This is a genomic window from Staphylococcus cohnii species complex 1663, from assembly GCF_041008415.1.
GTDB lineage: Bacteria > Bacillota > Bacilli > Staphylococcales > Staphylococcaceae > Staphylococcus > Staphylococcus ureilyticus.
This window is the reverse complement of sequence record NZ_JBFDVL010000006.1, coordinates 81,486-96,663: the sequence shown is the minus strand read 5'-3', so window position 1 is coordinate 96,663 and position 15,178 is coordinate 81,486. Positions and strand designations below refer to the sequence as shown.

Here is a 15,178-nt window from a genome sequence, read left to right as displayed (position 1 = left end):
ATAACTGTCGACTAAGGACGCACCTTGTCGGCAGTTTTTTTATTTAAGCTTACCTACTGTCTGATATGTTTATATAAGTGTGTACTCGTTTATTTTTCTAGTTATTTCCTTGTTACAAAATTATTGGATATATGCCTACTTGAAAAACAACTACACTTCTTTTCTATTTCATTAATATTTTGAATTATATTTTCAAAAATTTAAACATTAATTTATTGAACTTCAAATATTAATTTTAAATTTTTTCATACAAAGCATTTTAATAAATTCCACAAATGATCAAACGCCATAAAACCCTTGATTTTTAGCGACATATAGCATATATAAATTTCTGTTTCGTGAATATATAGATTTTACAATTTTACGAACTATTATATGTAAGCGTATACATTTCAGAATATTCGTGCTATTATCTTATCAACTTAAACAAATGTTTAATTTGTAAACTTAAGTTTAATTTTGCATAAAGGAGGTTGCCATATGAATAAAAATGAACAGGAAGTTTTAAAGCGTATTCAAGAAAATCCATTCATTTCACAACAAGAATTAGCACAATCTATTGGATTATCTCGGCCAGCAGTTGCAAATATTATATCTGGACTTATCCGCAAAGAATATGTTTTAGGGAAAGCGTATGTTTTAAATGAAGATTATCCAATTGTCTGCATTGGTGCTGCGAACTTAGACAGAAAATTTTATGTTCATAACGATTTACAATTAGAAACGTCTAATCCTGTTACTTCAACGAGATCTATAGGTGGGGTTGCACGCAATATAGCAGAGAATTTAGGACGTATGGGCGAAACAGTCGCATTTTTATCTGTGAGTGGTAATGACAGCGAATGGGATATGATTTATAAATTATCAACCCCATTCATGAACTTAGACCACGTTCAACAAATAGAAAACGCAAACACTGGTTCCTATACAGCAATAATCAATAACGACGGTAATATGGAATACGGTTTAGCAGATATGGAGGTCTATGATTATATTACTCCAGAATTTTTAATTAAACGTACACATTTATTAATAAAAGCAAAATGTATCATCGCAGACCTCAACATTTCAAAAAGTGCAATGGATTTTTTATGTGCTTATTCAGAAAAGCATAGCATTAAATTAATAGTTATTCCCGTTTCATCTCCAAAAATGAAAAACATGCCTGATTCATTACATGCTATCGATTGGCTTATTATTAATAGAGATGAAACCGAAACTTATTTAAATATGACTATACAAAACACTGATGATTTGCGTATAGCTGCACAAAAATGGAATAAGTTAGGCGCTTCAAATGTTGTGATTACAAATGGTGTAAAAGAACTTATTTTTAGAAATAGTAACGAAGAAGTCATTAAACCTGTGATACCTTCACAACATGTCGTAGACGTAACAGGAGCTGGTGATGCTTTCTCTAGTGCAGTCATTTTTAGTTGGTTAAATGAACTAGACACTGAAAGCATACTGACAACAGGCATGATGAATGCTCGAAAAACAATTGAAACTGAATACACCGTGAGGCAAAACTTAGATAAGAAACAATTATTTAGAGATTTGGAGGACTATAAAAATGAAGCAATATATTGAATTTTCTAAAGAAGTAGCACAAGCTAAAGCAGATAAAAAACCCATCGTAGCACTAGAATCAACAATCATTTCACATGGTATGCCTTACCCACAAAATGTGCAAATGGCTACGGCTGTTGAAAATATCATACGTGATTATGGTGCAATTCCAGCAACCATTGCATTAATTGATGGAAAAATCAAAATTGGACTGGAAAATGATGAACTAGAATTACTCGCTAAAAGTGATAATGTCGCAAAAGTTTCACGTCGTGATTTTGCAGAAGTAATCGCTACTAAACAGATTGGTGCAACTACAGTTGCATCAACAATGATGAGTGCAGAATTAGCAGAAATTCAATTCTTTGTAACTGGTGGTATTGGTGGTGTACATAAAGGTGCCGAAAACACAATGGATATCTCAGCGGACTTAGAAGAGTTAGGTAAAACAAATGTAACAGTAATATGTGCTGGCGCTAAATCTATACTAGACTTACCAAAAACAATGGAATATCTTGAAACAAAAGGCGTACCCGTAATAGGTTACCAAACAGATGAATTACCAGCATTTTTCACACGACAAAGCGGTATTAAACTAAACAGTTTTTCTGAAACTCCAGATGATATCGCACATATTTGTAAAGTTAAAAATGATTTGAATATTGAAGGTGGCGTTGTTATCGCTAACCCAGTTCCTAAAGAACATGAATTACCTAAATCATATATTGACGGTATTATTGAAGAAGCAGTTAAAGAAGCAGAAACGCAAGGTATTAGTGGAAAAGATTCTACGCCATTTTTACTTGGTAAAATTGTCGAAAAATCTGAAGGCAAGAGTTTAAATACAAATATCAAACTAGTTGAGAACAATGCGGTACTTGGCGCAAAAATTGCAGTTGCTTTCAATACATTGTAGGTGATACTTATGTCAATCATATTTGCCATTACTGGTATATTTTTTGCATTATTCATCGCTTTTTTATTTAGCTATAACAGAAAGGCGATTGATTTCAAAAAACCAGTCATTATGTTAATCGTTCAAATCATCATTGTAGTATTCATGATGAATACGACTATTGGTTTAACGATATTAACCACATTAGGTTCATTTTTTGAAGAATTAATCAATATTAGTAAAGCTGGTATCGAGTTTGTTTTTGGTGGTTTACAAAACAAAGGTGCTTCAACGTTTTTTATTACCGTTTTACTACCTTTAGTATTTATCTCTGTATTAATCGGTGTGTTAAACTATTTTAAAATTCTTCCGTTTATCATTAAATATGTTGGTATTATTATCAATAAAATCACACGTATGGGTCGTCTCGAAAGTTACTTTGCTATCTCAACTTCTATGTTAGGACAGCCAGAAGTTTATTTAACTATTAAAGAAATGATTCCTAAATTATCTAAAGAGAAATTATATACGATTACTACTTCTGGTATGAGTGCTGTCAGTATGGCTATGTTAGGTTCATATATGCAAATGATCGAACCTAAATATGTAGTTACTGCCGTTATGCTCAATATTTTCAGTGCTTTAATTATCGCAAGTGTCATCAATCCATATCAATCAGATGATAGTGACGTGGAAATTTCCAACTTATCCTCAGATAAAAGCAATTCAAATAGTGATGAAACAAAGTCGAAAAATGTTCCATTTTTCCAAATGATTGGCGATAGTGCTACGGACGGCTTTAAAATTGCCGTAAGTGTCGCCATTATGCTCCTTGCATTCATCTCTTTGATGGAAGCAGTCACAGTATTATTTAATTTTGTCGGTTTAGATTTCAAACAATTAATCGGTTTTATTTTTGCACCGATTGCTTTCATCATAGGTGTACCTTGGAACGAAGCAGTTCAAGCTGGATCACTCATGGCAACTAAATTAATCACTAACGAATTTGTTGCTATGTTAGACTATCAAAAATTAGCTGGAGATTTAACACTACGTACACAAGGTATCATTTCTGTATATCTCGTTAGTTTTGCTAATTTTGGTACTGTAGGCATTATCGTTGGTGCTATCAAAGGATTTAGTGATGTACAAGGCAATAAGGTGGCTTCGTTTGCCCTACGCTTGCTACTAGGTTCAACACTTGCTTCAATTATTTCAGCATCAATCGTTGGTTTAGTATTATAGTCTTTAAAAAATGACTACATAAATCCAAATAACTTTAAATGATATTGTAATCTATAGCTAGCATTGAATAATAAAAGGCTGAGACAATTCAATTTGTCTCAGCCTTTTACATTATTTATTAGTTAAAGAAACCTAAGATGAAGTCAGCGCCTTTAGCTAATGCGTCAGCAATGCTAGTTCCCATTGTTACCCAGTCAGCACTTAAACCTGCTTTTACAGCTTCACTGATTGCGTTTACGAAATCAGACATTTAACACACCTCATTTCTCAATATATGATTTGTTAAAGGTTGATTACCTTTAACTAAATTATAATAATAAATATTAATATTGTTGTAAACATTTCCTAATTTGTATGTTTTTGTGCCTAAGTGTTATTACAATACTTAATTTTTACAATTAATGTTTCCTAGTTGTCATTCAATGATAAAGTTTTATATTATTTTTATAATGACAGAAATAATGCGTCTGGGACATAAATCCTAAAAAAATATCACTCAGATGATTTAATTCAATTCATCTGAGTGCTTCCTTTTTATTCAATACTTCGTATTGTTGGTTCGCTTTCTTAAGGGACGACTTCATCCTATAGTCTTCAGCTTGTCCTGTTACCTCAAGCGTCTCGCCAAAATACAACGTATTCAAATATCTTTATGACAAATGCCTTTCTAATCGCTGAACTTTATCTTGATCTAATGTGTCGAATATTTCATTATCTACAATTACTTCAACATGAGGATGTTGATGTAATATAGATGCAGGTAACGTTTCGGAAATTTCTCCCTCTATTAATTGTGAGACGGCTTCTTTTTTATTTCTACCCATCGCTAACAAAATAATACGTTTCGCACGTATAATAGATGCCAGTCCCATAGAAATTGCTTGCTTAGGAACATCTTCTATTGAATCAAAATAACGACTATTTGCTTTCATCGTTGAAGAAGATAAATCTACAACTCTTGTAATACTTTCAAACGACGAACCAGGCTCATTAAATCCTATATGCCCGTTTTCACCTATACCTAAAATTTGTATATCTGTAGGTCCTTTATCTTTTAAATATTGTTCATACATTAAGCATTCTTGTTCTAAATTATTGGTATCTCCTTGTGGTATAAATATATTTTCTTTATGCCACGTTTGATGATGTTTAAATAACTGTCGATACATATATGCGTGATAACTTTGTTCATTGTCTGCGCTTAAACCCACATATTCATCCAAATTAAATGTCACTATTTGATCTAGTTGCAAATGATTATGATTAATCAATGTTTTTAAATACTTGTAAACATCTGTCATAGTATTTCCTGTAGCAAGACCCAATACTGAATCCGGTTTCATTTTTATTTGCTTTAACAGTTCAGTCGCAACATATTGACTTGCAAGTTGTCTATTCTCTAAATTTAAAATATACATATACTCACCAATCACTTTCTAATTTCTGTATATTACCTCTGTTTAATGATAAATTGAATATTTTATAAATTACGCTTGTTCACTGTCTAGTAACTCTTCTACTTCATTTTTTATCGTTGTGACATGTGGTCCATAAACAATTTGTACACCATTACCTTTTTGGATGATACCTCTAGCTTCGGTAGAATTCAGCAGTTGCTTATTGACTGGAGCGTCTGACTTTAATGTCACTCTTAGCCTTGTAGCACAACAATCGACAATTTCTATATTTTCTTTACCACCTAAACCCTCGATAATTGTTTTAGCACGTTCTGTCGTTTCAACAGTTTCTGTAGTTGTTTCCGCTTCTCTACCAGGTGTTTTAAAGTTGAATTTGTTAATTAAAAATCTGAAAATAATATAATATAAAATAAACCAAACGATGCCAATCGGTATTACCCATAAAAAGTTCGTCTTAGCATTACCTTGCAAAACGCCGAATAATAAAAAGTCTATAAAGCCACCACTAAATGTTTGACCTATCGTAATATTAAATACGTCTGCCATCATAAACGCTAAACCATCTAAAAATGCATGTATCACATATAAAATTGGTGCAACAAATAAAAAACTGAACTCTAACGGTTCTGTAATACCTGTTAAAAATGAAGTTAATGCTGCAGATAGCATTAGCCCACCCACGACTTTTTTATGTTGCGGTTTCGCAGTATGATAAATTGCTAAAGCTGCACCACATAGTCCAAACATCATTGTTATAAAACGACCTGACATATAACGCGAAACACCTGAATAGTATTTCGTTACGTCTGGATCACCAAGTTGAGCAAAGAAAATATTTTGAGTGCCTTGAACAAGATGACCTTTAACTTCTAACGAGCCACCTAATGCAGTTTGCCAAAACGGTAAATAGAAAATGTGATGTAAACCAAATGGCCCCAATAGCCTTAATATAAATCCAAAGAAAAAAGTACCAATGACACCAGTTTTATCTACGATACCTCCTACACCAAATATCCACCCCTGTACTGTTGGCCAAATAAAGAACATGATAACCCCGAGTATGATTGCAGAGATTGCTGTAATAATTGGAACAAAACGAGATCCTCCAAAAAATCCTAAATATGATGGAAGAGAAATCTTGTGATATTTATTATGTAAAAGCGCCGTCATAACTCCTGTGATAATCCCACCAAACACGCCCGTTTCTACTGTTTGAATTCCTAGAACCATACTTTGTCCTTTTTCTGCTAAATTGCCTTTTGCTAACGTATCTGTAATGATTAGCAATCCATTCATCGAAGCATTCATAATAAGGAATCCTAGCAATGCTGCTAATCCTGCAGTACCTTTATCACTTCTAGCTAATCCAATTGCAACACCTATGGCAAAAATTACTGGTAAATTTTGAAATACAATATTACCAGCTGATGACATAAGAACAAATATATTTTGCAATAAGTTAATATCCAACACAGGATATGCTTTGATTGTATTCGGATTACTTAATGCGCCACCGATTCCCAACAACAATCCAGCTGCCGGTAATATAGCGATAGGTAACATAAATGATTTACCAAATTGTTGTGCCTTTTCAAACAATTTACTCATAGTCATTAACCTCCTAATTATCATAAATATACAATCAAAGAAAATATTAATCGATATAAAATACCATTATGAAAAACATTTTCATAATGGTGATATATGCCTTCTTTTTTAATGAAAAAAACTCACAAAGCCACGTTACTTTGTGAGTCTCTTTATTTATTCAATTAAGATATGTGTTAAAAAATATCCCCTAATGTTCCTGCCATAATTGCTTTAATTGAATGTAATCTATTTTCCGCTTGCTCAAATATAACAGCATGTTCACCTTTAAATACATCATCTGTTATCTCCATTTCAGTTAAACCATGAGTCTTATAGATTTGTTGTCCCACCTTTGTATGCACATCATGGAAGGCGGGCAAACAATGTAATACAATAACATCTGGATTCATTGTATTGACAAGCATAGCTTCATTAATTTGATATGGAAGTAATTTTTCAATACGTTGTGTTTGAACTGATTCATCTTCTCCCATTGAAAACCAGACATCTGTATATATTGCATCTGCTTTATAAACTGCTTGTTGAATATTATCTGTAATTAAAATATTACTGTGCGATTGTGTTGCATAATTTTTAGCAAGTTGCTGAATATCTTGATCAGGCTGTAGCGATTGAGGGGCTGCAATATGAATATTCATACCTAATATTGCGCCGGTAACCAATAAATCATGTGCTACGTTATTTCTAGCATCACCAACATAAGTCAATGTTTTGCCTTGTAATGTGCCTAGGTGTTCTTTTAAAGTATAAAAATCTGCAATCATTTGAGTAGGATGCCATTCGTTTGTTAAACCATTCCATACTGGAACTTCGGCATGTTGCGCTATACTTTCCACATCTTTTTGATAAAAACCTCTAAATTCAATACCATCATACATACTCCCTAATACTTTTGCTGTATCTTCTGTCGATTCTTTGACACCTAGATGAATTTCACCTTGACCAAAATAATCTGGAAAGGCACCTAAATCGTTTGCTGCTACACTGAATGCTGAACGTGTTCTTGTAGATGGTTTTTCAAATAATAAAGCAATATTCTTACCTTTAAGATAAGGGTGAGGAATGCCTCGCTTTTTCTTTTCTTTTAATTCTCCGGTAAAGTCAATCAAAGTGACTAGTTCATCTGCAGTAAAGTCACTCGTTTTCAAAAAGCTCTTACCTTTTAACAATGCTAGTTTTTTTAAATCTGTTGTGTACGCCCCAATTTCATCACTCCAATATATTTATAAGATTTATATACATATTAAACTTAAATAGAGTTATTTTCAAGTATAAATATACTATTTATTGTATATTTTTAAATCGTTTAATTATTTTACTAGTTTTGAAGTATAACCTACGCTAAATGTATATTTCCATACAATCACGATCTTATTTGCAACAGTCAAGCAAGTAAGATGTCTGACAATAAACACCGTGGCAATGATTTAACTAAGTTGTGCTTTCCTACACAATATTTTAATAATATATAGTAAATTGAACATGTAACCACTAGCTCATGGAGGTGAACATACATGTTAGATTTACTATTTGCCACTATTAAGCAAATTGCTGCTCATTTTGTTTCAGGTGGTTTCCAAGAAAAATAATTATATTTATCCCACGTCATCTCAAAATCATTGCATAATCATCCCTTAAAATGAATACAAAAACGGGCAAACAATATCAAAACCCCTCATTTTGAAACTGTTCGCCCGTTTACTATTATTTATTAATCGTTAGCTGAAGCTATTAAAAAATCATCCATTAAGCCATATCCTAACTTTTTTATAGCTACTATAATAGATTATTTACTGTATGATGCAAAATTTTTAGACTTTCTACGTTCCCTTTCCTCAGGTGTCTTTAAGAAACGTGTCATAATTGCACTAGCAACATATAATCCAAATATTAAGTACATCATGCCTTTAACACCAATACTATCATAAAACAATGCCACTAACCCTGGTCCTGCAAATACACAAAGACCAGCGCCTAAATTTAATATTGCCATTGCTGGTCCTTTATCACCATCATGAACTAAAGAAGGGACAAGTGCAGAAATAGGGACAAAGCCTGCTAAACACATCCCCCATAGAAATCCTACCGTACCCACAATAAAAACATTACCTGTAAATAACTCTGGCACAAAATATAGTCCTAACGTAAATATCGCACATCCAACACCACCAATATAAGAAATCGTATTTTTCCAGCCAATTTTATCGCTCAACGCACCAAATATTAGATTGAATATAATATTAGCAATAAAAATTGTTCCCCAAATATTTAACCAAGTTGTAGTAGCAATACCTTTGGAAGCTAAATAAATCGGCAGAAATAATGGAAAAGCATATTGTGCCGCCTGGTTTATGATTCTAACAACACAGGCCACTGCCACACGCGGTTCCCTTTTTAGTATCGTTATACCTGCAAGTACCTCACTAAAGTGTTCTTTAAATCCGTGCCCTTTTTCTTCAATCATAAACTGGTCTCTATTTACAAATACTGCTAAAAATGTTCCTATTAACACCCAAATAATCGCTGTCCACAATGTAAAGAAGTGTCCAATTAGTTGAATCGCAAAAGAAGAATAAAATGATCCTAGGACACTAAGCCCTCCTGTAAACACAAACCAAAACCATCCTACTGCAGCACCTAAACGCTTTTGCGGAGAACGATAAGCAACCCAAACCAAAAAAGAATAAGCAAACAAAGGATAGCCAAACCCTCTTATTGCATATGACGGAATCATGATATTATAGTTCATCGTTGGGATTGCCAAACCAACAAATATTGCATGACCGATGATATATAACCCTGTTCCTAACAGCATCACTTTTCTTGGACCGATAATTTCTACCAAGACACCTGATAACCAAGAACCAATAGCTATCGTTACACCATAGCAAGTGGTCAAAATCGCAGTTTGTTGCACGGATAGACCATGATCATGTAAATAAGGACTAATCCATGCTAGCTCTAAACCGTCTCCCATCATAAATATTAATACACCAACATATCCCCAAAATAACGTTGGAGGCATTCCCATTTTAGTTAATTTATCACTCATATTACGCACCCCTTATAAATCAATCGTTGATATTAAGATTAATTTAAATATTTTCTTGCAATTTTTGTAATCATTTTTTGTAAACGCTTTCAAATATTATCATTATATTATTATATTTTTTCTAATAACGCAAATTTATTTTCATTTATTTTCGTTTTAAGATATAAATAAGTAAAACCGAAAATACAGCTTATTAAAATCAACGAAAAATATTTGTATACGATTTAAATTGTTTATATGAAAAATTCATTTTTTATACATGATTGAAAATTTATTTGTAAACGTTTACAATGAGAGTTATTTAAACATCATATGACTAGATGATTATTAAATTTTTATGAGGGAGTTTTATATAAAATGATGTTATTAGTCGCTTTCAGTGCAGTAATCATACCTTTTTTATTTCTTGTACTCTTACGTATGTCAGCTTTAAAAGGGATGATTATTAGCGCTATCGTTGTAACAGTTTTAGGGATTTTTGTATGGGGGATGCAAGGTAATGTCGTTATAGCTTCAATACTTCAAGGTACGCACAAAACATTAACGATACTTTATATTTTATTCGGTGCGCTCGTGTTACTTAATACATTACGCCAAACGGGTGCAGTAAACCGTATCAATGCAGGATTTAAGAAAATTTCACCAGATATGCGTGTCCAAGTCATCATTGTCGCTTTCTTATTTGGTTCACTTATTGAAGGCGCTTCAGGATTTGGTACACCAGCAATGGTTACAGCACCTTTACTAGTTGCTTTAGGTTTTAGACCTATGATAGCTGTTGTTACAGCTTTAATTGCCGATAGTATTGCAGTGTCTTTCGGAGCAGTGGGCACGCCAGTTATTGTTGGATTAAGTACTTTAAAAGAAGCAAATCAATCCTTTTTCCATTCGACAGCTGAGCAAATAACTATATTAGATTTATTGAGTGGTATTTTCATACCTATCATCGTTATCTCTACGATGATTATTTTCTTTGGGAAAAATAAAAAGTTAAAATCTATTATTGAAATGCTACCATGGCTAGCATTAATAGGAATTGTATATGCAGTATCTGCCTTTGTATATGCACATGTTTTCGGCGCAGAATTTGTTGCTATATTAGGCTCACTAACTGGTTTAGTAGTTGCCGTCTTAACTGCAAGTAAGGGTTGGTTGTTACCTAAAACAGTGTGGACAGATGGCTTAGATAAAACATACGAAGCAGATAGTACAGAACATTCTATGAGTTTACTAACTGCTTGGGCACCTTATGTAATGGTTGTTATCTTACTTTTATTAACGAGAACGGTTCCAAGTGTTGAATATTTCACCACACATGTTCTTGATTTTTCTTGGAATAATATTTTAAATTTCTCTGAAATATCATCTGAATGGCAATTTCTTTATTCACCTGGGACAATTTTATTATTATCAGCAATTTTCGCCATTATAATTCAAAGAAAATCTATTAAGGATTTAGGTAATGCAAGTATCACATCCTTATCAACAATAAAAATTACTGGTATTACACTAATTGCCACACTCGCAATGGTGCATGTTTTTATCAACTCAGGTATCAATGCGCATGATTTAATAAGTATGCCAGAATATATCGCCAAAAATATGGCTAATACTTTAGGTCCTGTATGGCTATTCGTTGCACCATTCTTAGGTGCTTTAGGTTCGTTTATTACAGGTAGTGCTACTGTATCAACGTTGACTTTCTCACCTATTCAATTAAACATTGCTAACTCTATTGGTGCAGATCCATTTATTGTATTAGCTGCACAAATCATTGGTGCAGCTGCCGGTAACATGATCTGTGTGCATAATGTGGTCGCAGTTTGTGCGGTAGTTAATATGCCTGGTAAAGAAGGTAGTGTCATAAGAAAAACATTAGGCCCTGCACTTCTGTATTGTATTCTAGTTGGGATTAGCGCGTATATTATCTCATTATTTTTCGCTTAGTCTATGCAAGTCTGAGATACAAATATCTTGAACTTAAAAATGAAGTGAGATATTCATATTTAATTGATTTAAAATTACTTCTTCATCGCACGGCGATAAGAAAAAAAGCTGAGACAAATTGAATTGTCTCAGCCTTTTTATGAAGTTTTATAAATCACCAACGCTATATAACTATTTTAAATAGAACATATTGTTACTTAATGCGTATTATTTCATATAAAATTCTTATTATTATCATATTGATTATTATTTTGATAAAGTACAAGTAAATTATTTCTTATATTTATATGATAAACATGAGGATTAGGTGGGGTTTGTTTATGAAAATTGAAAACATTAAATTATTCACTTCAGAATTTGAAAAGACATTCCAATTTTATGAAGAAATTTTAGAATGTCCAGTTTGGATGATTGGCCAAGAGGCTTTTACAGTTAAAATTGGAGAGACGCATCTGTGTTTTCAACAAGCAAACAACGATGTCCAACCATTTTATCACTTTGCGATTGACATTCCTTACAACCATTTCTTCGACATGAAACAACATTATCAAAATATTTTATTTCTATTGATGGAGGATGGTCAGCATACGACGTATTTCGAATCTTTTGTTGCACATTCTTTTTACTTTCAAGATCCTTCAGGGAACGTCGTGGAACTCATTGCACGCATTTCTAATATAACTGATGAACCTGAATTTTCAAGAATTAGTGAAATTGGATTCGTATGTAATGAAACGAAGGCAGTCTTTAAAGCATTGTCGAAATTTCATTTAAATACATATGAAAAGCAACCCTTTGCACCACATGATTTAAACTTTATCGGCGATCATTATGATGACAGTTTTATTTTACTGACACCGGAAGATAATAAATGGCTGTTTTCTGACCAGTTTTCCGAATCTCATCCCATGTGCATTCAAACAAATGAATTTAAGTTAAGCATGGATAACCAATCTCAATGGCACTTAAATAAACTTTAAATCTAAAAATAATGAGCACACAATATCAATTTAGCAAGTTTTGATACTGTGTGCTCATTTTTTATTAACACCGTCTTATAACGTCATATTCTAAGTTTATCGTATATTTTGATTTTAACAGTTTTACAATCAAATTTACTCTTTAACTTGTGACTTGTCACTGACAAATTTCTTTAAAGTTTTATTTAAACCATCTTTCGCTTCTTGGTCATAACCATAACTACCATCTTCATTTTGTGTGATGTGCTTATCTAATATAAATCTGCCTTTATGAATAGTATCTGCACCTAGTTCTTTAATAACTGGATCAAGACTATATTGGATTGCTAGCACATGTGCAAACGTGCCTCCTAAGGCTAATGGTAGTACCGTTTTACCTGTAAATGCCCCTCGTGGTAACAAGTCTAAGTATGTTTTCACGATACCTGAGTAGGCAGCTTTAAATACTGGAGATACTATAATAACACCATCCGCATCTTCAATCGTTTTGTGCGTAGCATTTATCGATTCATTAGAAAAATCTGCAGTAATTAAAGCCTCAGCATCTAATTGATGTACGTGGATGACATTTGTCTCGATGCCCTCAGCATTCAAATACGATTCCGCGTAATCTATAATACCTGTGAGTCTTGATTTTAGTTTATTGCCTCCAGCAATAATTGCTACTTTTGCCAAAATGATAATCCCCTTTCTATATAAAATTTTTCATATATACCTTCGACATTTACACGCTTATCTATTAATAAATATATGAAAAAATAGAATCCATTGGAAACAAATTCCACTTCTTTAGCGTATCATCAAATATAGGTAAAATCATAGGAAATGATTTGAATTATCGCAATTATTATTGTATCAATAAGTTTATATATTAAATTTATGACATTGATTAGGCATTTCCTTGGAAATAATTATATTGTCATTTAGCACTTTATATTGATTATTATCTAAACCCATTGATAACTTATCACTTATGTTATTGCTTCAAAAGCTATGACCTTTAATTCGCCTGTTGATGCATTTTTTTAATTTCTTAACACATTATTAATTCTAAACATCATACACGGTTGAGTGTAATAGTACAAAATCAGTTTTTTTGTTTCAACTCTAAAAAATTCCACAATATAAATAATTTTATTATATTCTTTTTTAAAAAATCGTTTCGCTTTAAAAACCTTTTTTTCTAGATGTATACTTAATTTAGACATACAAAGGAGTGATACACAATGAGTACATTTTCTAATAAAGAAAAAGTACAAATCTTATCAGATATTGTAGCGATTGAAACAGTAAATGATAATGAGCTTGAAGTTTGTAATTATTTACAGAAACTATTTTCTAACTACGGAATTGAATCAAAAATTCAAAAAATTGATGAACGACGTGCTAACCTCATTGCTGAAATCGGTGAAGGCAAGCCGGTAATCGGTATTTCAGGTCATATGGACGTTGTTTCTGCTGGTAATAAATCTCAATGGACATACGATCCATTTTCGCTTACTGAGGATGATGGATTTTTATATGGTCGTGGCGCAGCAGATATGAAGTCAGGACTTGCTGCGTTAGCAATTGCACTTATTGATATTAAATCTTCTCAAGCACTGCAACATGGTCGTATTAGATTTTTAGCAACTAGTGGTGAGGAAATGGAGCAACTTGGTTCTCAAACTTTGTACGAACAGGGTTATATGGATGACGTTGATGCATTACTTATAGCAGAACCTTGCCAAGATATCATGGTGTATGCACATAAAGGTTCAATGGATTATCGTATTACTTCCTACGGTAAATCAGCACATAGCTCTATGCCAGTAATGGGCACTAATGCCATAAAACCATTAATCTCATTTATACAAGATATTGATGACGCCTATGCTAGAATTTCAAAAGAAGTTCAGGGAAAAGCGCTAGATTTCACAAAATTCATTGAAAGAATTAAGCCATCATTGCCTGCAACAACAGCACTTGAAGACGTAGAATCTGCACTTCAAGGTTTAGTTATTAGCAATACATTAATTAACGGTGGGGTACAGGTGAACTCTGTTCCTGAAGAGGCAGATGCAGATTTTAATATTCGTACAATTCCAGAATATGATAATGAACAAGTAAAAACGTTATTCTCAAACACAATTCAAAACCATAATGATAAAGGTGCAAATTTATCAAGCGACCTATACTTAGACCTAGATCCAGTACTCACTACTGGTGATAACAGCTTAATTAATACTGCTCAGAACATAGCTCAATCTCTATTTGACAAGGACTTTATCGCTTCTCCAATCGGTGGCGTTACTGATGCTTCAAACTTATTAAAAAATAAAGATGAAACTTTCCCATTCTTAGTATTTGGTCCAGGTATTAAACCACATCAAATTGATGAATGTGTAGAAAAAGACATGTATTTAAAATTCATTGATTTTTACAGTGAACTTTTAACAACTTATTCTAAAAAGCTTTAGTT

12 protein-coding genes are annotated in these 15,178 nt (G+C 32.7%); 6 read left to right on the top strand and 6 right to left on the bottom strand.

The window, feature by feature from the left end; translation table 11 throughout:
* The first annotated feature begins 480 nt into the window (after window positions 1-480).
* Genes AB1J10_RS08920 through AB1J10_RS08910 form a run of 3 tightly spaced genes read left to right on the top strand, consistent with a single transcriptional unit; the run spans window position 481 to window position 3,709 of the window.
* The gene (locus AB1J10_RS08920; RefSeq protein WP_107365485.1) at window positions 481-1,590 is read left to right on the top strand and encodes a carbohydrate kinase; all 1,110 of its coding nucleotides are present in this window, start codon (window positions 481-483) and stop codon (window positions 1,588-1,590) included.
* A complete protein-coding gene (locus AB1J10_RS08915; protein ID WP_107365484.1) occupies window positions 1,574-2,485 on the top strand; it encodes a pseudouridine-5'-phosphate glycosidase in 912 nt (303 codons plus the stop codon). Before AB1J10_RS08920 ends, AB1J10_RS08915 begins: the two co-directional genes overlap by 17 nt.
* A gap of 9 nt (window positions 2,486-2,494) precedes the next feature.
* Window positions 2,495-3,709: a NupC/NupG family nucleoside CNT transporter gene (locus AB1J10_RS08910; RefSeq protein ID WP_064209187.1), complete on the top strand. Its 1,215-nt coding sequence runs from the start codon at window positions 2,495-2,497 to the stop codon at window positions 3,707-3,709.
* A gap of 118 nt (window positions 3,710-3,827) precedes the next feature.
* Here AB1J10_RS08910 and AB1J10_RS08905 read toward each other — a convergent pair whose 3' ends face one another.
* The 5 genes from AB1J10_RS08905 to AB1J10_RS08885 form a co-directional block, all read right to left on the bottom strand.
* Complete coding sequence (locus tag AB1J10_RS08905) at window positions 3,828-3,959, bottom strand: beta-class phenol-soluble modulin (protein WP_019469020.1); 132 nt, start codon at window positions 3,957-3,959, stop codon at window positions 3,828-3,830.
* A 400-nt stretch (window positions 3,960-4,359) separates the two neighbouring features.
* Window positions 4,360-5,127 (bottom strand): glucosamine-6-phosphate deaminase, encoded by a 768-nt coding sequence (gene nagB / locus AB1J10_RS08900; RefSeq protein ID WP_064209186.1) that lies wholly within the window; start codon window positions 5,125-5,127, stop codon window positions 4,360-4,362.
* A gap of 69 nt (window positions 5,128-5,196) precedes the next feature.
* Entirely contained in the window at window positions 5,197-6,735 is a 1,539-nt protein-coding gene (locus tag AB1J10_RS08895; protein ID WP_107365483.1) for a PTS transporter subunit EIIC, read from the bottom strand.
* A 176-nt stretch (window positions 6,736-6,911) separates the two neighbouring features.
* Complete coding sequence (argF, locus tag AB1J10_RS08890; protein ID WP_164987244.1) at window positions 6,912-7,943, bottom strand: ornithine carbamoyltransferase; 1,032 nt, start codon at window positions 7,941-7,943, stop codon at window positions 6,912-6,914.
* Between the two features lie 581 nt (window positions 7,944-8,524).
* Window positions 8,525-9,790 carry an MFS transporter gene (locus AB1J10_RS08885; RefSeq protein WP_070037186.1) on the bottom strand — a complete coding sequence of 422 codons (1,266 nt, stop codon included), beginning with the start codon at window positions 9,788-9,790 and terminating at the stop codon, window positions 8,525-8,527.
* A 357-nt stretch (window positions 9,791-10,147) separates the two neighbouring features.
* Between AB1J10_RS08885 and AB1J10_RS08880 the strand changes: the two genes are divergently transcribed.
* Entirely contained in the window at window positions 10,148-11,737 is a 1,590-nt protein-coding gene (locus AB1J10_RS08880) for an L-lactate permease (protein WP_369003102.1), read from the top strand.
* Window positions 11,738-12,057: 320 nt separating this feature from the next.
* A complete protein-coding gene (locus tag AB1J10_RS08875) occupies window positions 12,058-12,717 on the top strand; it encodes a hypothetical protein (RefSeq protein ID WP_369003101.1) in 660 nt (219 codons plus the stop codon).
* Window positions 12,718-12,852: 135 nt separating this feature from the next.
* Here AB1J10_RS08875 and ssuE read toward each other — a convergent pair whose 3' ends face one another.
* Window positions 12,853-13,392 carry an NADPH-dependent FMN reductase gene (gene ssuE / locus AB1J10_RS08870; protein ID WP_046206646.1) on the bottom strand — a complete coding sequence of 180 codons (540 nt, stop codon included), beginning with the start codon at window positions 13,390-13,392 and terminating at the stop codon, window positions 12,853-12,855.
* A gap of 551 nt (window positions 13,393-13,943) precedes the next feature.
* On the opposite strand from ssuE, the gene AB1J10_RS08865 reads away from it, so the two are divergent.
* Entirely contained in the window at window positions 13,944-15,176 is a 1,233-nt protein-coding gene (locus AB1J10_RS08865) for an ArgE/DapE family deacylase (RefSeq protein WP_046206645.1), read from the top strand.
* Window positions 15,177-15,178: the final 2 nt, after the last annotated feature.